General features: G+C 60.9%; 19 protein-coding genes. All 19 read left to right on the forward strand.

The window, feature by feature from the left end; genetic code table 11:
• Nucleotides 1-207 precede the first annotated feature (207 nt).
• Entirely contained in the window at nt 208-1,134 is a 927-nt protein-coding gene (locus tag DXC18_RS03725; protein ID WP_117637677.1) for a transporter substrate-binding domain-containing protein, read from the forward strand.
• Nucleotides 1,135-1,143: 9 nt separating this feature from the next.
• Nucleotides 1,144-2,292: an amino acid ABC transporter permease gene (locus DXC18_RS03730; protein WP_117637676.1), complete on the forward strand. Its 1,149-nt coding sequence runs from the start codon at nt 1,144-1,146 to the stop codon at nt 2,290-2,292.
• A gap of 22 nt (nt 2,293-2,314) precedes the next feature.
• The gene (locus DXC18_RS03735) at nt 2,315-3,100 is read left to right on the forward strand and encodes an amino acid ABC transporter ATP-binding protein (RefSeq protein ID WP_117637675.1); all 786 of its coding nucleotides are present in this window, start codon (nt 2,315-2,317) and stop codon (nt 3,098-3,100) included.
• A gap of 71 nt (nt 3,101-3,171) precedes the next feature.
• Nucleotides 3,172-4,587: a M20/M25/M40 family metallo-hydrolase gene (locus DXC18_RS03740; RefSeq protein ID WP_117716374.1), complete on the forward strand. Its 1,416-nt coding sequence runs from the start codon at nt 3,172-3,174 to the stop codon at nt 4,585-4,587.
• 291 nt (nt 4,588-4,878) lie between these two features.
• Nucleotides 4,879-5,946 carry a peptide chain release factor 1 gene (gene prfA, locus DXC18_RS03745; protein WP_055252487.1) on the forward strand — a complete coding sequence of 356 codons (1,068 nt, stop codon included), beginning with the start codon at nt 4,879-4,881 and terminating at the stop codon, nt 5,944-5,946.
• 589 nt (nt 5,947-6,535) lie between these two features.
• Nucleotides 6,536-7,786, forward strand: coding sequence for a HemK/PrmC family methyltransferase (locus DXC18_RS03750; protein ID WP_117716375.1), 1,251 nt, complete (start codon nt 6,536-6,538; stop codon nt 7,784-7,786).
• A 68-nt stretch (nt 7,787-7,854) separates the two neighbouring features.
• Nucleotides 7,855-8,040 carry a type II toxin-antitoxin system HicA family toxin gene (locus tag DXC18_RS10820; protein ID WP_117716376.1) on the forward strand — a complete coding sequence of 62 codons (186 nt, stop codon included), beginning with the start codon at nt 7,855-7,857 and terminating at the stop codon, nt 8,038-8,040.
• A complete protein-coding gene (locus tag DXC18_RS03760) occupies nt 8,007-8,498 on the forward strand; it encodes a type II toxin-antitoxin system HicB family antitoxin (protein WP_147330254.1) in 492 nt (163 codons plus the stop codon). The genes DXC18_RS10820 and DXC18_RS03760 overlap by 34 nt, the downstream gene beginning before the upstream one ends.
• Nucleotides 8,499-8,632: 134 nt before the next feature.
• Nucleotides 8,633-9,376, forward strand: a complete 744-nt coding sequence (locus DXC18_RS03765; protein ID WP_117716377.1) for an L-threonylcarbamoyladenylate synthase — start codon at nt 8,633-8,635, stop codon at nt 9,374-9,376.
• A 13-nt stretch (nt 9,377-9,389) separates the two neighbouring features.
• Nucleotides 9,390-10,931 (forward strand): glycerol kinase GlpK, encoded by a 1,542-nt coding sequence (gene glpK / locus DXC18_RS03770; RefSeq protein WP_117716378.1) that lies wholly within the window; start codon nt 9,390-9,392, stop codon nt 10,929-10,931.
• Nucleotides 10,932-11,054: 123 nt separating this feature from the next.
• The gene (gene upp / locus DXC18_RS03775) at nt 11,055-11,702 is read left to right on the forward strand and encodes a uracil phosphoribosyltransferase (protein ID WP_117716379.1); all 648 of its coding nucleotides are present in this window, start codon (nt 11,055-11,057) and stop codon (nt 11,700-11,702) included.
• 282 nt (nt 11,703-11,984) lie between these two features.
• On the forward strand, nt 11,985-12,296 hold the full coding sequence (locus DXC18_RS03780; RefSeq protein WP_117637669.1) for a hypothetical protein: 312 nt from the start codon (nt 11,985-11,987) through the stop codon (nt 12,294-12,296).
• Nucleotides 12,297-12,299: 3 nt separating this feature from the next.
• The gene (gene atpB / locus DXC18_RS03785) at nt 12,300-13,103 is read left to right on the forward strand and encodes a F0F1 ATP synthase subunit A (RefSeq protein ID WP_022094263.1); all 804 of its coding nucleotides are present in this window, start codon (nt 12,300-12,302) and stop codon (nt 13,101-13,103) included.
• Between the two features lie 124 nt (nt 13,104-13,227).
• Complete coding sequence (locus DXC18_RS03790) at nt 13,228-13,422, forward strand: ATP synthase subunit C (protein WP_022094262.1); 195 nt, start codon at nt 13,228-13,230, stop codon at nt 13,420-13,422.
• A 15-nt stretch (nt 13,423-13,437) separates the two neighbouring features.
• Nucleotides 13,438-14,040, forward strand: a complete 603-nt coding sequence (gene atpF / locus DXC18_RS03795; RefSeq protein ID WP_117716380.1) for a F0F1 ATP synthase subunit B — start codon at nt 13,438-13,440, stop codon at nt 14,038-14,040.
• Nucleotides 14,030-14,506: a FoF1 ATP synthase subunit delta gene (locus DXC18_RS03800; RefSeq protein ID WP_006235713.1), complete on the forward strand. Its 477-nt coding sequence runs from the start codon at nt 14,030-14,032 to the stop codon at nt 14,504-14,506. Before atpF ends, DXC18_RS03800 begins: the two co-directional genes overlap by 11 nt.
• Entirely contained in the window at nt 14,506-16,104 is a 1,599-nt protein-coding gene (gene atpA, locus DXC18_RS03805) for a F0F1 ATP synthase subunit alpha (RefSeq protein WP_117716381.1), read from the forward strand. The genes DXC18_RS03800 and atpA overlap by 1 nt, the downstream gene beginning before the upstream one ends.
• Nucleotides 16,105-16,109: 5 nt before the next feature.
• Nucleotides 16,110-17,018, forward strand: coding sequence for an ATP synthase F1 subunit gamma (atpG, locus tag DXC18_RS03810; protein WP_006235716.1), 909 nt, complete (start codon nt 16,110-16,112; stop codon nt 17,016-17,018).
• Nucleotides 17,018-18,472: a F0F1 ATP synthase subunit beta gene (atpD, locus tag DXC18_RS03815; RefSeq protein ID WP_006235717.1), complete on the forward strand. Its 1,455-nt coding sequence runs from the start codon at nt 17,018-17,020 to the stop codon at nt 18,470-18,472. Before atpG ends, atpD begins: the two co-directional genes overlap by 1 nt.
• Nucleotides 18,473-18,474 lie beyond the last annotated feature (2 nt).

Consider the following 18,474-nt stretch of genomic DNA (forward strand, 5'->3'; position numbering starts at 1 on the left):
AAGGCAAGGCATGACCAGAAGGTCTATGCCTTGCCTTTTTCATGCTAACTTGTTCGCTCTGGGTGGCGCCTGCTGGCATTGCCAAAACATCGACGCTCCCAATGACTACCGTGTGTCTATTAATTTTTCGAGCTTGTGCTGCGCTGCTGGTCGCTGGCGTATATCCTGTTAAGTCGTCAGCATACGATTCAACAGGGAAGGCAGATTATGCATTCTCCCCATCAACGCGACGCGCATCCACAGCCGGTATGCAGCCGTCGCATCTTTTTGGGTAGCGCTCTCGCTGCGAGCGCTTCTGTCGTCGCCGGCGCACTTGCCGGCTGCCAGCGTCCCTCCACGCTGGAAGTAGTTCAGTCCACGACGGGCGGCGGTCGCGACGACCTGTCCGATTCTGTGATCGGCAAGGATAAGATCCGCATTGGCATGGAGGCGGCCTACGCCCCGTACAACTGGCAGGTTTCCGAGGCCAGCGAGTTCACGATCCCCATCGATAACGTGCAGGGAGCCTACGCCGATGGCTACGACGTGCAGATCGCCAAGATCGTCTGCAAGGCTCTCGGCGGCGAGCCCGTTGCCGTCAAGCAGAGCTTCTCGGGCCTTATCGACTCGCTCAACAACGGCCAGATTGACCTCATCATCGCCGGCATGAGCGCCACGCCCGAGCGCGAGGAGTCCGTCGGCTTTTCCGACCCGTACTTCATTGGCTACTTTGGCCTGTTCGTAAAAGAGGGCTCGCCCTACCAAAACGCCACCAAGCTCAGCGACTTCAGCGGTGCCACGGTGCTCGGCCAAAAGGACACCATGCTCGATACCGTCATCGACGAGATTCCGGGCGTTGTGCACAAGAACCCGGTCGATTCGGTCCCCACGGTGTTCTCGAATCTGCTGCAGGGCACGTGCGACGCCGTGACCTACAACACTGAGAACGAAAAGGGCTATATGGCCCAAAATCCCGGTATCGTCCCCATCCACTTTGCCGAGGGCGAGGGCTTTAAGCAGGAGGTCACGGCGAATGTCGGTTGCCGCAAGGGATCGGACAAACTGCTTAAGCTCATCGACAAGACACTCAAGGGCATTAGCCAAGAGGAGCGCGACCAAATGTGGGACGCGTGCCTCGACCGTCAGCCGGCATAGGGAGGCAGCATGAAAGGCATCAATCGTCTGGCCTCCTTTATCAAGGCCGACCACCGTTATGTGTACCTGGGCACGAGCGTTATCGCGGCGCTCGGCTTGGCATTTAGCCAGCGCAACCCCACGCCGCTGAGCTTTTTGGCGCCCACCGGCATCTTCCAAGATTGCCTTTGGGCGATTCTTTGGGCCTGGATCGTCGTGTCGGCGGCAGCGCTCGTCACCAAGGTTATGCACTGGAGCGACTATCGCGAAAAGTCACCGTTTGCATCCGAGCGTTTCCGTCGCGGCGCGCGCCTGGGCAGCTATGTCGTGGTCGTCATCGCGGCGATCTTCTTTGTCGACCGCTGCGTCATGTCGTTTATCGACCTGGTGCAGGTGAGTATTGTCTCGGACTCCAACCCCAGCGACTTTTTGTCGAGCCTGGTCTACATGACCTACAAGAGCGGGGACTTCTTTATCCGCGGCATCGAGATCACCATCGCACTTGCGACCTTCGGTACCGTCATCGCTTTTTTCCTTGCGCTGCTCTTTGTGTTTTTGCGCATTCAGACCTTCGATCGCGTGGACAACGACCTGGTGCGCTTCTTTAAGAGTGTCGGCCGCGGCTTTGCGACCATCTACTCCACCATCGTGCGTGGCACGCCCATGATGGTCCAGGGCCTACTCATCTATTACGCGGGCTTCACCGTTTTGCGCGGCATGGGCTTCGAGACCGCCCAGGCCAACCAGATCTGGAGTACCTTCACTGCCGGCCTCGTCACCATCTCGCTCAACTCTACCGCCTACATGATGGAGGTCCTGCGCGGCGGCATCGAGTCCATCGACCCCGGTCAGGCCGAGGCAGCGCGCTCGCTGGGTCTGTCACAGTGGCAAGCCATGCGCAAGGTCGTGTTCCCCCAGGGCATTAAAAATGCGATTCCGGCGCTCACCAACGAGCTCATCATCAACATCAAGGATTCGTCGGTGCTTTCGGTCATCGGCGTGTTTGACCTCATGTACGCTACTACCACGGTCGCCGGCGTGTACTACCGCCAGATGGAGGTCTACTGCGTGGCGCTCGTGGTCTACCTGATCCTGACGCTCGTGGCGAGCCGCCTGCTCGAGGCCTTTGGCAAAAAGCTTGGCGCCGAGGCCCCGGCAACGCTGCCCAGCTCCAACTAGGCTCAAGACGAGGAGAATCATCATGGCAGATACCGCCACTACCGGCACCGCGGCCGCCGCACAGACCAATGAGCCGCTTATCCGCGTCGAGGGCCTGCGCAAGAGCTTTGGCTCGCTCGAGGTGCTTAAGGGCATCGACCTCGCTGTCAATCCCGGCGAGGTCGTCACCATTATCGGCGCCTCGGGCTCGGGCAAGTCGACCTTCCTGCGCTGCCTCAACCTGCTCGAGACCCCGGACGCGGGCCACATCTGGTTCCACGGCCAGGACCTTACGGCCGAGCGCTGCAATATCAATAAGCTGCGCGAGGACATCGGCATGGTGTTCCAGGGCTTCAACCTGTTCAACAATATGGACGTGCTCGACAACTGCACGCTCGCGCCCGTCACGCTCAAAAAGATGAGCAAGGCCGAGGCCGAGAAGGTCGCGATGGAGCATCTGGCGAGCGTGGGACTCGAAAAGTTCGCGCACGCCGCCGTGGGTCGCCTGTCCGGTGGTCAAAAGCAGCGTGTGGCCATCGCTCGTGCCCTGTGCATGAATCCGCAGATCATGCTGTTTGACGAGCCGACCTCGGCGCTCGACCCCGAGATCGTGGGCGAGGTGCTCGAGGTCATGCGCAAGCTCGCTGCCGACGGCATGACCATGGTCGTCGTCACGCATGAGATGGCCTTTGCCCGAACCGTATCCGACCGCGTGGTCTTTATGGACAAGGGCGTGGTACTCGAGGACGCCGCGCCGGCCGAGCTCTTCGGCAATCCCAAGCACCAGCGCACTCGCGAGTTCCTCTCTCGCTATCTCGAGGACAAATAACCGGCGCAAACGCCTACGTTGCAGGGCCGCTCCCGTGGGGCGGCCTTTGTCGTCACAATCGAAAGGATGTCATGGCCGAGGTTTGGCGCTTCTTTGCGCATGAGGACGATTTTGCCGATATGGACGAGGCCGGCGCGTGCGAGCGCTTGGGCCGCGTGCTGTCGTTTCCGACCATCTCGAGCATGGATGCCGAGGCGGTGGACTGGCAGCCCTTCGACGACCTGCGCGCCTATATGCAGCAGGCCTGGCCGCGCGTGTTTGCGGCGGGCGAGGTCGAGCTTATCGACCACTCGCTGTTGGTGACGCTTGGCGGTTCCGACTCCGCCCTCAAACCCGTCATGCTCATGGGCCACATGGACGTGGTCCCCGTGGTGCCGGGTACCGAGGCCGACTGGACGCACGCCCCCTTTAGCGGACAGGTGGACGACACCTACATTTGGGGTCGCGGCGCTATCGACATGAAGGATCAGGTCGCAGGCATTCTCGAGGCGGTTGAGTATGCGTTGGCGCACGGCTGGGAGCACAAGCGTTCGCTGTTGCTCGCCTTTGGCCAGGACGAGGAAACCACGCAGTACGGCGCTGGAGCTATCGGCCGCGTGCTCGAGGAGCGCGGTGTTGAGCTCGAGTTCCTGATCGACGAGGGCGACTACCGCATCGTTCCGGCTGCCGAGTACGGCGCGGGCGAGGGCTGGCTTATGCATGCCGACCTTGCCGAGAAGGGCTACGCCGATATTGTGCTCAAGACGAAGAGCGAGGGCGGGCATTCGTCCAACCCCTACGGCGGCACATCGCTCGAGGTACTGAGCCGCGCTATCGCCGCAATCTGCGATATCGAGTGGCCGACGCGTGTGACCGATCTGCTTGCCGCACAGCTTGTCGAGCTGGGGCTCTACTCGGCCGACGAGATTGCCTCCAACAAGGACACCATCGTGTGCGAGTGCCTCGCCAGCAAAAAACTCTACCCGCTCGTGACCACTACCTGCGCGTCCACGCAGATCGAGGGCGGCAGCGCTGGCGCTAACGTGATGCCACAGGATATGTGGGCCAACATTAACTTCCGCATGCTCGAGGGCACGAGCGTGGCCGACGTTGTGGCGCGCTGCCGTGAGGCGGTTGCCGGGGCGGACCTTGCCGGTCGTGTCGAAGTGGAGCTGGCCCCCGGCAGCTCCGAGCCCTCGCCGTCCCCGCGCATCGGTGGTCCCGGCCTCGAGGCGGTTCGCTCCATCGCCGCCCGTTATTTCCGCGATCCAAAGGGGACGGAGGAAAACGGATCATCCGAGCCGTTGGCGATTGTCCCCTCGACCGTGATCGGCGCGACCGACGCTGCCAACTACCAGCACATTTGCTCCGAATGCATTCGTTTTTCGGCGTTTGTGGTCGACGATGACGAGTGCAACCGCGGCGTCCACGGCACCAACGAGCGCATCACCCGCCGCGCCTACCTCCAGGGTGTTCGCTTCCTCATCGCCCTGCTTCAAACGCTCTAGAATGTGACAAAGCGACAGTCTCTTTGTTAGCCGTTGGGGACGCTCTTAAACGACTAGCCGTTAAGGAACGTCCCCAACGGCTACGTCCACTCATTCCGTGCGGGTTATATGCAGGTTTGCCTGCGCACGCTATCATGTATGAGTTAGACCGCAACTATGTACCCCATACGCGAAGGGATGCGCATGTATCTGAAGATCGACATGTTCTAGCCGGGCTTACCCCCGCAGTGGCGCCGTGCGCCCCATCAGCTCTGCCGATTTTCACCTTCACGCATATAAAGGAGTCCCGCCATGCGCGACAAGCTCGAAAAGATTATCAAGGCCTACGAGGAGCTCGAGAAGAAGCTTTCCGACCCGGCCGTCGCCTCCGATATCAAGGAGTTCACGCGTCTCAACAAGGAGTACGCGCACCAGTCCGACCTCATCGCCGCCTCGCGCGAGTACATCGGCGCGCTCGATGACATCGAGGCTGCCAAGGAAATGCTCCACGATACTACCGATGCCGATGAGAAGGAGATGCTCCAGATGGACATCTCCGAAAACGAGGCCAAGCTTCCCCAGCTCGAGGAAGACATTAAGTACATGCTCATCCCGAGCGACCCCAACGACGACAAGAACACCATCGTCGAGATTCGCTCCGCCGCCGGTGGCGACGAGGCGGCCATCTTCGCCGGCGACCTGTACAAGATGTATCAGCGCTTCTGCGAGTCGCGCGGCTGGAAGACCACCGTGCTCGACTCCAGCCCCAGCGAGGCCGGCGGCTTTAAGTCCATTGAGTTCAAGGTCGAGGGCGACCGCGTCTACTCCGTCATGAAGTTCGAGTCCGGCGTGCACCGCGTCCAGCGCGTTCCCAAGACCGAGTCCCAGGGCCGTATCCAGACCTCCACGGCAACTGTCGCCGTGCTTCCCGAGGCCGAGGAGATCGACGTCCAGATCAACCAGTCCGACCTGCGCATCGACACCTACTGCGCCTCCGGCCCTGGCGGTCAGTGCGTTAACACCACTTATTCCGCCGTGCGCATCACCCACCTTCCCACCAACACCGTGGTGCAGTCGCAGGAACAGCGCTCCCAGATCCAGAACCGCGAGGTCTGCATGCAGATGCTGCGCGCCCGCCTGTACGAGATGGAGCTCGAGAAGCAGCAGGCAGAGCTCGGTGCCGAGCGCCAGAGCCAGATCGGCCACGGCAACCGTTCCGAGAAGATCCGCACCTACAACCAGCCCCAGGACCGCGTGACCGATCACCGCATCGGCTTCAATTCCACCTACAACGGCGTTCTCCTGGGCGACCAGCTCGGCACGGTCATCGAGGCACTCGCCGCCGCCGAGCGAGCCGAGAAGCTGGCACAGGCTGTTTAAGTTACGGCGTTTTACGAAACGCCGTAACTGCTCGACGCTGCGCGCCGCCCAGAGCGACAATTTGTCATTCAAAAGGCAAGGCATGACCAGAAGGTCTATGCCCTGCCTTTTTCATGCCAACTTGTCGCTCTGGACGTCGCTCGCTGACATTGCCAAAACATCGGCGTTTCCTTGGTTGTCAAATGATCCGTAGGGAGTCATTGGTGACATTGCCTTGATATTTTATTCAGTCGGCTGTGATGTCATTTGAGCTGCTTACCTGCTTAAGGTAATTGACGGCATATATCTGCTATCGAAAATATTGCTCGAAAAATTGTCCAAGAAGTCGCGGGGCGATTTTTGATGGGTCGCGCGTCAAGTGATTTGGCAAGTTCTTGGTTAGATATTGGTCAGTTTTGGGGCAACCTTGCCAAAAGCTTGACGGATGCAGATTTAGACGTCGACGAATGAACACTCTAGGCAGGCTCCAAGCAAAATTCTGGGCTGATTCTCGATAATCGCCTTCAATCGTCCCTTGCCAAGCGCTGGCCTCGCTTACAATCTGCTCCGACATTCGCGCGCCGCCCGGCGCTTAAGAGGGGAGGGCCCCATGGCAAACGAGATCTGGACCATCAAGCGTTGTCTCGAGTGGACCAAGGAGTACCTGGCCGAGCGCGGCGAGGAGCATCCCCGTCTTTCCGCCGAGTGGCTGCTGTGCGCCGCCACGGGCCTGGCGCGCATTGACCTATATATGCGTATGGACGAGACGCTTAACGCGGCCCAGCTCGAGACCATGCATGCGGCCGTCGTTCGTCGCGCCAAAGGCGAGCCGCTGCAGTACATCACCGGCAGCACGCAGTTTCGCATGATCGACGTCGCGTGCGCCCCCGGCGTGCTCATCCCGCGCCCCGAGACCGAGATGCTCGTCGAAGAAGTCCTGAACTATCTGGATACCGAGGTGCTGAGCCCCGAGGCCGCTGCCCGTCAGCGTGTTGAGCTGCCTTGGAACGATGAGGTCGAGCAGGCCCGCAAAGCTGAGGCGGCGCTGGCCGACGAACGCGCGACCGCCGAGCGCCGTGCTGCCAACCTGACGGCCGCCGATGAGGCTGCGCTGGGTAGCGACGTGCTCGGTAGCCGCGCCTATGCCGAGGAGCTTGCCGATCGCGAGGCCGAGGAAGCCGCCGCGCAAGCAGCAGAAGCCGAAGCCGCAAAAGCCGCCGAGCCCGAGCTCGACGAATACGACATCGCCATCGAGGGCGCCGACCAGGAGACGGTTTCAGCTCAGGATGCCGCTGCGCCTGCCCCAGCCGAGCCCCGCACTGCCCGCGTTCTCGAGGTCGGCTGCGGCACGGGCTGTATCTCGCTCTCGATCGCCTGGGAGCGTCGCGGCCACGTCACCTGCACTGCTACCGATATCGAGCCGCGCGCCATCGACCTTGCTACCAAAAACCGCGATGCGCTTGGCCTCACGTCCGACGAGGTCGCCTTCAGCCTCACGAACCTGGTGAGCTCCATTCCCCGTGAAGAGTGGGGCACCTTTGACGTACTCGTCTCCAACCCGCCCTACATCCCCACCGATGTCATGCGCTCGCTGCCGCACGAGGTCAAGGACTTTGAGCCCGACCTGGCGCTCGAGGGCGGTGCCGACGGCCTGGACATCTTCCGCCGCCTGCTCAATGCGGCACCCTATATGCTGCGTGCCGGCGGCCTGTTTGCCTGTGAGCTCTACGAGGGTACCCTCGATGCCGCGGCCGAGCTCTGTCGCCAGGCAGGCCTTTCGGACGTACGTATCGTCCATGACCTTACCGATCGCCCCCGCATCGTCCGAGCCATCGTCACCGAGCCCAAGCAGCGCCATTAATATTTATTAACTGGTTAACAAAAATTATAAATTAGTTTATAATTAGGACGGCTGAAAGAGGTCGGTCCATGCAACCTCTTACCTTTCGGGAAATCATTGCCCTACTCAAGCACGATGGATTCGTGAAGGTCGCGCAAGTCGGTAGTCATGCTAAGTATGTTTCTAACGATCGTGTTGTCACCGTGAACGGCTCTGGTGGTGATCGACCAAAGAAGGGCACGTGGGCAAGTATTCGTCGCCAAGCTGGACGGTAGTTGGAGGCAAAATGAGGCAGCGATTTACCTATGACTGCGTTCTCATAAAAGAAGACGACGGTTACTGCGCCAGCTTCCCGCAGATTCCCGGCGCCTTTGCCGATGGCGATACGCGCGAAGACGCGATTGCCCATGCCACCGAGGCACTGATGGCGTTTTTGGCCGACGACCTCAACAACGGTTTGACTCCGGCAGGGTACGAACGCTCGGCCGAGGTCGTGGCCCTTTCAGTCGAAATCGACCACGAGGACGCTCGGGAAGCGGCGTGCCGAACATTTAAAGACGCAGCGCTGGACCTCAAAGTCTCCGCTCCGCGGATTACCGCGCTGGTCAAAGCCGGAAAGCTCGATGTTGAACTCGTCGACGGCCGTCGGATGATAACGATAGACAGCATCGAGCGCTACGCCGCCCAAGAACGCCACGCCGGCAGGCCAAAGAAGTTCGTCGCAGTCCAATAACCCCCTCACTTTCACCGACTACTAGAGCCGCTCACCAAACCAACATGCGCTCTGGGCAAATAGATTGAACGTTTCGTGCGAGAATGCCCCACAGTAAACAAACTTGCACCAGAGCGTAAGGGGCTGGCATACACATGCAGACGGTCTATCGGGTATACGAGGGAACGCGCGAGCCGCATCGGCTTGCCGTCGAGCGCACGGCCGAGGTGCTCGGCCGCGGCGGCCTGGCTTTGATCCCGACCGAGACCGTCTACGGTGTCGCCGTGGCAGTCAGCGCCTTCTCGGACGCCGTGCCCCAAGATACAAGCGAATTCCCATCGTGGCCGCGCGATCCGCAGGCTGCCGTCAATGGCGCCGCAGTTCCTGCGCTCGGCACCGGCTATCGCCGTATCTTCACTCTCAAGCAACGTGAGCTCACGCAAACCGTCGCTTGGCTGGTCGATGGCGTCGAAGCACTCGATCGCTATGGCGTGGATATCCCGGAAGATGCCCGCATACTCGCGCGACGATGCTGGCCGGGAGCCCTGACTATCGTGGTCAAGGCAGCTCCCTGTGTGCCGACCTTTATGCGCGCTGCCGACGACACCGTGGCCCTGCGCGCTTCGGCCTCTCCCGTGGTCCAAGCGCTCATTCGCGCCTGCGGCAGCCCCCTTGCCTGTACGAGCGCCAACACGCACGGCGCGCCCTCGCCGGCAAGCTTTGCCGCCGTCGAGGGTCGCATCCTGGAGGGGGTCGATGTTGCCGTCGACGCCGGTGAGACCCCGTGTCGCGACGCCTCGACCATCGTGTCGTTTCAGCACGGCGGGCTCCAGATCCTGCGCCAAGGCGCACTTCCCGCATCAGAGATCGAACGGGTCCTGTCCGACCCGATGCAATAGAAAGGTTTAAGCGATGTCGTTGAATCTGGGCAGCCTGGGCATGGAAGATGCCTCGTTTGACTTTGGCGGTTCCTACATCATGGCGCTCGACTGCGGCACCACCTCGGTACTTGCGACCATCGTCGACGAGTACGGCTGCATCGTCGCGCAGGCACGTCGCAGCGTAAAAACGAGTTTTCCGCGTCCCGGTTGGGTAGAGCAAGACCCCATGGCGGTCCTTGCCAGCCAGATCGCGGTCATGATGGAAGTCCAGTTTAAGAGCGGTATCCACTCCGACCGCATTGCCGCCATCGGCATCTCCAACCAGCGCGAGACCACGGTGGTCTGGGACCGTGTGAGCGGTCAGCCGATCTATAACGCCATCGTATGGCAGTGCCGCCGTACCGCACCTCTGATCGACGAGCTTGTCGAGCAGGGCGCAGAAGGGCTGGTGCGCTCCCGCACGGGACTCACGCTCGACCCGTATTTCTCGGCCTCCAAGGTGCAGTGGATTCTCGACAACGTCGACGGCGCACGCGAGAGCGCGGCGGCGGGCGACCTCATGTTTGGCACCATCGACACCTGGCTCATCTACAACCTCACCGGCGGCCAGGTCTTTGCCACCGACTACACCAATGCCAGCCGCACGGCACTCTTTAATATCCATACGCTCGATTGGGACGACGACCTGCTGGCACTCTTTGACGTTCCACGTTCCATGATGCCCGAGGTTCGCTGGAGCTCGGGCGACTACGGCCGCGTCGCGAGCGACATCATGACCAACATGCCGCCCATCATGGGTGTGGCGGGCGACCAGCAGGCATCGCTGTTCGGCCACTGCTGTTTCCGTCCCGGTCAGACCAAAAACACCTATGGCACGGGCTGCTTTATGCTCATGAACACCGGCGACGAGATCGTCGAATCCAAGAATGGCCTGGTCTCCACCATCGGTATCGCTGCGGACGGCAAAGTCAGCTATGCGCTCGAGGGCTCTATTTTTGCCGCCGGCTCAACGATGAACTGGCTTCGCAACAACATGGGCATCATCTCGAGCGTGAGCGAGTCGGCACAACTCGCCGCTTCGATTAGCGACAACGAGGGCTGCTACTTCGTTCCCGCCTTTGCGGGTTTGGGTGCTCCCTGGTGGGACCAGCATGCCCGCGGTATCGTGTGCGGTCTGACCGGCGCCTCGAGCCGTGCGACCATCGTACGTGCCGCCTGCGAATCCATGGCATATCAGAGCTACGACGTGTTGCGCGCCATGGAGCAGGACGTGGGGCTTTCGATTGAGCGCCTGTCTGTCGATGGCGGTGCCTCGCGCAACGAGTTCATCATGCAATTCCAGGCCGACCTGCTGGATATCCCCGTGCTGCAATGCGAGACGGTGGAGACCACGGCAATCGGTGCCGCGTACTTGGCGGGTCTTGCCGTCGGCTATTGGGAAGACCTAGAAGAGCTGGAGCAAAATGCCCAGATCGTTAGGACCTTCCTTCCCCACATGTCCGCCGAGCGCCGCGAACAAAACCTTGCGGGCTGGCGTGATGCAGTCAGGCGCTCGCTCAGTACCGCACAGTAGGGCTGCGATGGGCTGCTCGATACAACAAACCGCTAAACTAATGCATGGCGTGCGGCGGCAACATTGCTGCGCGCCTTGTCAGCAAGGCCGTATTGCGGCCGCAACGAAAGGGGCAATCAACCCATGACCGTCACCTACGATACGTCCCGTGTGACGCTTGTCGATCACCCGCTCGTCCAGCACAAGCTGTCGATCCTGCGCGACAAAAACACCGGCACCAACCAGTTCCGCCAGCTCGTGCGCGAACTCGCGCTTTTTGACGGCTACGAGGCCATGCGCGACCTGCCTATGGAAGACGTCGAGGTCGAGACCCCCATCACTACCGCCACGTTCAAACAGCTCGCCGGCAAGAAACTCGCCATCGTGCCCATCCTGCGTGCGGGCCTTGGAATGGTCGACGGCATTCTCGACTTGGTGCCCTCCGCTCGCGTGGGCCACATCGGCATGGAGCGCGACGAGGTCACCCACGAGCCGCACGAGTATTACTGCAAGATGCCCAAGGATATCGACCAGCGCATCTGCCTGGTTGTCGACCCCATGCTCGCCACGGGCGGTTCGGCCGAGATGGCCATCAGCTACCTGCGCGAGCGCGGTGTCAAGGACATCCGCATGCTGTGCATCGTCGCGGCCCCCGAGGGCCTCAAGTCGCTGACTGAGAAGGATTCTGATGTGCATATCTATACCTGCGCCATCGACGACCATCTCAACGAGGCTGCCTACATCGTTCCCGGCCTGGGCGACGCCGGCGACCGTATCTACGGCACGCTCTAGTCGCTGGACTAAGACGACCGCGGCTGCAAATACGAAGAAACGGTGCGCGCGGACGAACAGAAGGCGACCGCGCGCACTCCTGTTAACGGACGTTTTGCCCTGCAGGGTTCGAGAAAAACGTATTATCGTACCTGCGGCATAAAGAAGGTCTTAAGAAAACGAACAGGTGCGTATTAACCGATGCTTTTTCGGTTGTACTTTAGCGATTGGCTCGTACAATAGTCACCAATGTTTGGCGGGAACTGTTCTGTGAAGCGTTAAAAAGGGAAAGTGAGGACGCCAGTGTTTCAGATAGCCGATTTGCTCGCTATCGTTGCAGGTGCCATCGCGGGCGCGATCGCCTTCCTTCCCTTTGTCTTTACGCTCAAGCCGGTTCTTGACGATAGACAGAATGCGGACATGCTCAAGGGTATGGTGAGTCTGGCGGTCTCGGCAATCGCCCTGCTCGTCTTTACCTTGGTTGTGTTTGTGTTGTTCGGAGAGGCATTTCGCATGTTCCTCCTGGGCGAGGCGATCGGCTTCGTGGCCTTTATGGCCGCCTGCACGGTTCGCGTCGCCAAGGCGCTGCGAGATCCTCATGAGGTCGAAAGGTAAGTCGTGGAAATTTTTGAAAAGCTGCCTGATGAGATTAATCATCTGGTCAGCGAGTTCAGCTCCACCCCTGTCGTGGGCGATCTGAGCTGCGGCATCACGCAGTACTCGTTTTGGCTGATCGTCTCCACGATCGTGCTCCTGATCGTCCTGGCCGTGTTCAAGAAGAAGCAGACCCTGGTTCCCAAGGGCTTCTTCGTCAACGGTTTCGAGTACATCATCGAGTACGTCGAGAACGATATCGGCAAGGGCGTCGTGGGTGAGAACTGGAAGAAGCACTTCCCGTTCCTGTGCTCGCTTTTCCTGTTCATCCTGATCAATAACATGATCGGCCTGATCCCGGGAATGAAGCCCGGCACCGGCGCAATCGGCTCCACCGCCGCGCTCGCCATCTTCGCCTTCGTGTACTTCATCTACTACGGATGCAAGGCTCACGGCGTGATCGGCTACATCAAGAGCCTCGCCCCGCAGGGCGTGAGCTTCCCGATGAACGTGCTCGTGTGGGTCGTCGAGCTCTTTTCGACCTTCCTGCGCCTCATCACGCTCGCCGTCCGTCTGTTCTGCAACATGTTCGCAGGACACGTGGTCATGGGTTCGTTCGCCATCATGGCGAGCATGTTCATGCAGCCGCTGCTTCAGCAGGTTTCCGCGGCGCACGCCGTCGGCGCCCTGCCTTCGCTGGCCTGGCTTGCCATCCTCATCCTGATCTATGCGATCGAGCTTGTGGTCGGCGCCATCCAGGCTTACGTCTTCACGGTCCTTACCGCCGTGTATGTCTCTGAGGCAGAGGAGGTTGCGGAGGAGGAGTAGGCTTCCGTTCGCGTCTTCAAGGTAAGGCAATTCGTTAAACCGCCGGTGCCCGTACCCATGGAGCCCGGCAGTTATAAAAAGGTTATCCTGCGTGAAATAAGACACGCACGACAAAGGAGGAATCGTGGGAGTTATCGGTTACGGTCTCGGTGTTATCGGCGCTGGTCTTGCTATCGGCCTGTCTGCTCTGGGTGCTACGGGTGCTATGGCCCGTCAGCCTGAGGTCCAGGGCCGCGTGTTCACCGTCTTCATCATGGGCTCCGCCTTCGGCGAGGCTCTGGCTCTGATCGGCTTCGTTGTCGCGCTGATCGTTAAATAGCACGGAGCGTCAAGTATGAATCTTTCATCCCAGAAGAGCGCGATCGCACTCTCCGCGTCCGCGGCCGCGCTGCTCATGCCGGTTTCCGCGTTCGCCGAGGACGGCGCTGCCGGTGCGGACATCCTCATCCCTAAGATGGCGGAGTTCATCCCGGCGCTTATCGCCTTCCTGATTATCTGGATCGTGCTGGCCAAGGTCGCCCTGCCGGGCATCATGAAAACCATGGAGGAGCGCGGCAAGAAGATCGAGGAGAGCCTCGACGAGGCCGAGAAGACCAAGCAGGAGGCTATCGCCAAGCGCGCTGAGTCCGACTCGATCGTCACCGACGCCCGTCGTCAGGCTGCCGACATCGTTCTCGAGGCCCGTAAGGACGCCGAGTCCGAGCGCGCCCGTATCATCGAGGCTGCTCACAAGGAGGCCGAGGAGATCATCGCCAAGGCCCATACGACCGTCGAGGACGAGCGCAAGTCCATTTACGCCGGTGCCGCGAGCTCCATCGCCGACCTGTCCGTTGCCGTCGCCACCAAGATCGTGGGCGAGGCACTCGAGGACGAGACCGAGCAGAAGAAGCTCATCGAGCGCTACATCCAGGAAGCAGGTAGCCTGAATGCCGACTAGCCGCTATCAGGACAAGGTGCTCGAGACCTACGCGCGCTCCCTTCTGGAAGCCGCTAAGGCCGAGAACCATGTGTTCGAGGACCTCGAGATGATCGAGCGCTTGGCTTCTGCCAGCCCCGAGATCATCGCCGTGCTCGACACCATGTCCAAGCGCGACCAGCTCGACCTTCTTCCCAAGGTGGCAGCTGCCTTTAAGTATGTTGCCGAGGAAGACGAGGATGTAGTGGGCGTGACCGTCACCACGGCGATCCCGCTCGACGACGAGCTGCGTCAAACCATCACTAAGAAATGCGAGCAGGACTTCGGCCGCAAGGTATTCCTTATCGAGCAGGTCGACCCGTCTATCGTGGGCGGCCTGGTGCTCGAGGCCCGCGGCGAGCGTCGTGATATTTCCGTCAAGACGCAGCTGCGCATCGCGCAGGAGACCCTCGCAAACTCTGCTAATTCGTACGGAGGTGAAGCCTAATGTCCGAAACCCTCAATGCCCAGGATATCGCCAAGAAACTGCAGGAGCAGCTCACGAGCCTCTCCGCGACGGTCGATACGCATGAGGTTTCAACGGTCGACGAGGTAGGCGACGGCATCGCGCGCGTCTCCGGCCTCAAGAGCGCCATGGCAGGCGAGCTTCTGGAGTTCAAGAGCTCCGATACCGGTGAGACCGTCTTCGGCCTTGCCCAGAACCTTGACCGTGACGAGGTCGGCGCCGTTCTGTTCGGTGCCGTCGACTCCATCAAGGAAGGCGACGAGTGCCGCACCACTGGCCGCATTATGGATATCCCCGTGAGCCGCGCCATGCTCGGCCGCGTCGTCAATCCGCTCGGCCAGCCCATCGACGGCCTAGGCGACATCGTCGCTACGCACCGTCGCCCCATCGAGTTCAAGGCCCCCGGCGTCATCGACCGTACCCCGGTGTGCGAGCCGGTTCAGACCGGTCTGCTCGCTATCGACTCCATGGTGCCTATTGGCCGCGGTCAGCGTGAGCTCATCATCGGCGACCGTAAGACCGGTAAGACCGCCATCGCCATCGACGCTATTCTCAACCAGCGCGGCAAGGGCATGGTCTGCATCTATGTCGCCATCGGCCAGAAGGCCTCCACGGTTGCCAACATCCGCGAGACCCTCGCTCAGCACGGTGCGCTCGACTACACCATCATCGTTTCGGCCACCGCTGCCGATTCCGCCCCTATGCAGTACATCGCGCCTATGGCCGGTGCCGCTATCGGCGAGTTCTTCATGTACAACGGCGAGGACGGCAAGCCCGCCAGCGAGACCAACCCCGGCGGCCACGTGCTCGTCATCTACGACGACCTGTCCAAGCAGGCTGTGGCCTACCGTCAGATGTCGCTGACGCTGCATCGTCCGCCCGGACGCGAGGCCTATCCTGGCGACATCTTCTACCTGCACTCTCGTCTGCTCGAGCGTGCCGTCAAGATGTCCAAGAAGAACGGTTACGGCTCCATGACGGCACTGCCGATCATCGAGACCCAGGACGGCGACGTCTCGGCCTACATTCCGACCAACGTCATTTCCATTACCGATGGTCAGATCTACCTGCAGTCCGAGCTCTTCTTCCAGGGTCAGCGCCCGGCAGTCGACGTGGGCATCTCCGTGTCCCGCGTCGGTGGCGATGCGCAGACCAAGGCCATGAAGCAGGTCGCCGGCAACCTCCGTCTGGACCTCGCTTCGTACCAGGAGCTCGCTGGCTTTACGCAGTTCGGCTCCGACCTCGACGAGGCTACTCAGAAGCAGCTGACCCATGGTGCTCGCATGACCGAGCTCCTGAAGCAGCCGCGTTACAAGCCGTTTGAGGTTGGCGAGCAGATCGTTACGCTGTTCGCTGGCAACGAGGGCTTCCTGGATGACCTGGAGATCGCCGACGTGCTGCCCTTCCGTGCCGAGCTCATCGAGTACATGGACAATGGCTTTGGCTCGCTGCTCGACAAGGTTCGCGCCAAGAAGATCGATGATGACATCAAGGCTGAGCTCTTGCGCGTCATCGGCGACTTCAAGCAGCAGTTCATGGCCAAGCACCATTCGGATGTTTCTGGATCAGAGGAGAACTAAGCCCCATGGCCAACCTTCGCGACATTAAGAAGCGAATCTCCTCGGTTACCACGACCAAGCAGATCACGCGCACGATGGAGATGGTCTCTACGGCCAAGATCCGTCGTGCCCTCGATCGCTCCAAGCAGGCCGAGCCCTATAAGGAGGCGCTGACCGACGTCATGTTGACGGTCGCCGGCGACGCCTCCTGTTCGGGCACCGATCCCATGCTGCAGAAGCATGAGAGCGTCAAGCATGGCCTGATTGTCGTTATTGCCTCGGACCGCGGCCTTGCCGGCGGTTTCAATACGACGGTGGAGCGCACGGCCGAAAAGCTCGCCGCTTCTTGGGCGAACGACGGCATCGAGTGCGAGATCATCGCGTGCGGGCGTAAGCCGGCCACGTATTTCCGTGACCGCGCAAACGTTGTCATGCACTTTGAGGGCAACTCCTCTGAGCCCGATTTCAATCAGGCCCGCATGATTTCCTCTCATATCTGCGATGCGTATCGTGCCGGTGAGCTTGACCGTGTCGAGCTTGTCTACCACCACGCCAAGAACCGCGTGGATCAGGAGCTTCGCGTCGAGCATCTGTTGCCGCTCGACCCCGAGATGATCGCTATGGCCCACGGTCCGCGTAAGAACGAGACCGACGCCCCTAAGCGCATCTCGTCCACGTTCGAGTTCGTGCCCTCTCCTGAGCATGTTCTCGGCAAGCTTGTGCCGTCTTATATCCTGACGGTCATCTACCAGGCCCTGATCGATTCGGCGGCTGCCGAGCAGGGTGCACGCCGCAAGGCCATGCACTCCGCGACGGAAAACGCCACCGCGATCATCTCGACCCTTACCCGCACGTATAGTCGCGTGCGCCAGGCTTCGATCACGACCGAGATCAACGAGATCGTCGGCGGAGCCTCAGCATTGGAGGAACAGTAATGGCTAATAACACCGTAAAGCTTGCGGTCGAGGAAGCCACCAAGAAGACGACTGCCGGTGATGGTCGCATCGTGCGAATCATCGGCCCTGTCGTCGACGTCAAGTTTGACGGCGCGGTGCCCCCGATCTACAACGCGCTCACGGTCGAGGCCGAGACCCCGATCGGTCATCTGAGCACGATCCTTGAGGTCGAGAGCCAGCTTCCGGGCGGCGTCGTCCGCACGGTCGCCATGTCCTCGACCGATGGCCTGCAGCGCGGCCTCATCGCCACCGATACCGGTGAGCCCATGAAGATGCCCGTTGGTCCCAAGACGCTCGGTCGCATTTGGAACGTCATGGGCAAGCCCGTCGACGGCAAGCCCATGCCCGAGGTGGAGGAGTTCTACCCCATCCACCATGCAGCGCCCCGCTTTGACGAGCTCACCACCAAGACCGAGATCTTCGAGACCGGCATCAAGGCCGTCGACCTGCTCGAGCCCTACATCCGTGGCGGCAAGACCGGCCTGTTCGGCGGCGCCGGCGTCGGCAAGACCGTTCTGATTCAGGAGCTTATCAACAACCTCGCCCAGGAGCACGGCGGCACCTCGGTGTTCACCGGTGTCGGCGAGCGTACCCGCGAGGGCACCGACCTGTTCCTCGAGATGAGCGAGTCTGGCGTTATCGACAAGACCTGCTTGGTCTATGGTCAGATGAACGAGCCGCCTGGAGCGCGTCTGCGCATCGGTCTGGCCGGCCTTACCACCGCTGAGTACTTCCGCGATCGCGGCCAGGACGTTCTGCTGTTCATCGACAACATCTTCCGCTTCTCCCAGGCGGGTTCCGAGGTTTCCGCACTGCTGGGCCGTATGCCGTCCGCCGTTGGTTACCAGCCCACGCTGGCAACCGAGATGGGCGACCTCCAGGAGCGCATTACCTCGACCAAGACGGGCTCCATTACCTCCGTCCAGGCTGTCTACGTCCCCGCAGACGACCTGACCGACCCGGCGCCTGCCACGACGTTTACGCACCTCGACGCCACCACGGTTCTTTCGCGTAGCATTTCGTCGCTCGGCCTGTTCCCGGCTATCGACCCGCTCGCGTCTTCCTCCGACGCTCTCGATCCCTCGATCGTCGGCGAGGAGCACTACCGTGTTGCCGTCAAGGTCCAGGAGCTCCTGCAGGAGTACTCCGACCTTCAGGACATCATCGCCATTCTGGGTATGGACGAGCTGTCCGAGGAACAGCGCCTTACGGTCAACCGTGCTCGTAAGATTCAGCAGTTCCTCTCGCAGTCCTTCCACGTCGCCGAGAAGTTCACCGGTAACCCCGGTGTCTACGTCCGCGTCGAGGATACCGTCCGCTCTTTCGCCGAGATTGTCGACGGCAAGGCCGATGACCTGCCCGAGCAGGCTTTCCGCTATGCTTCCACGATTGAGGACGTGCGCGAGCGCGCCCGCAAGATGGGGGAGAAGTAGGT

The sequence above is a fragment of the Collinsella sp. OM08-14AT genome, from assembly GCF_003438115.1.
Classification (GTDB): domain Bacteria; phylum Actinomycetota; class Coriobacteriia; order Coriobacteriales; family Coriobacteriaceae; genus Collinsella.

What these genes read in the sequence shown, in the direction of transcription:
- atpA (WP_117716381.1), top strand. Translation starts at nt 14,506, where the DNA reads ATGTCCGAAACCCTCAATGCCCAGGATATCGCCAAGAAACTGCAGGAG.
- DXC18_RS03735 (WP_117637675.1), top strand. Translation starts at nt 2,315, where the DNA reads ATGGCAGATACCGCCACTACCGGCACCGCGGCCGCCGCACAGACCAAT.
- atpF (WP_117716380.1), top strand. Translation starts at nt 13,438, where the DNA reads ATGAATCTTTCATCCCAGAAGAGCGCGATCGCACTCTCCGCGTCCGCG.
- upp (WP_117716379.1), top strand. Translation starts at nt 11,055, where the DNA reads ATGACCGTCACCTACGATACGTCCCGTGTGACGCTTGTCGATCACCCG.
- DXC18_RS03800 (WP_006235713.1), top strand. Translation starts at nt 14,030, where the DNA reads ATGCCGACTAGCCGCTATCAGGACAAGGTGCTCGAGACCTACGCGCGC.
- DXC18_RS03725 (WP_117637677.1), top strand. Translation starts at nt 208, where the DNA reads ATGCATTCTCCCCATCAACGCGACGCGCATCCACAGCCGGTATGCAGC.
- DXC18_RS03740 (WP_117716374.1), top strand. Translation starts at nt 3,172, where the DNA reads ATGGCCGAGGTTTGGCGCTTCTTTGCGCATGAGGACGATTTTGCCGAT.
- atpD (WP_006235717.1), top strand. Translation starts at nt 17,018, where the DNA reads ATGGCTAATAACACCGTAAAGCTTGCGGTCGAGGAAGCCACCAAGAAG.
- DXC18_RS10820 (WP_117716376.1), top strand. Translation starts at nt 7,855, where the DNA reads ATGCAACCTCTTACCTTTCGGGAAATCATTGCCCTACTCAAGCACGAT.
- DXC18_RS03765 (WP_117716377.1), top strand. Translation starts at nt 8,633, where the DNA reads ATGCAGACGGTCTATCGGGTATACGAGGGAACGCGCGAGCCGCATCGG.
- DXC18_RS03750 (WP_117716375.1), top strand. Translation starts at nt 6,536, where the DNA reads ATGGCAAACGAGATCTGGACCATCAAGCGTTGTCTCGAGTGGACCAAG.
- atpG (WP_006235716.1), top strand. Translation starts at nt 16,110, where the DNA reads ATGGCCAACCTTCGCGACATTAAGAAGCGAATCTCCTCGGTTACCACG.
- DXC18_RS03730 (WP_117637676.1), top strand. Translation starts at nt 1,144, where the DNA reads ATGAAAGGCATCAATCGTCTGGCCTCCTTTATCAAGGCCGACCACCGT.
- glpK (WP_117716378.1), top strand. Translation starts at nt 9,390, where the DNA reads ATGTCGTTGAATCTGGGCAGCCTGGGCATGGAAGATGCCTCGTTTGAC.
- prfA (WP_055252487.1), top strand. Translation starts at nt 4,879, where the DNA reads ATGCGCGACAAGCTCGAAAAGATTATCAAGGCCTACGAGGAGCTCGAG.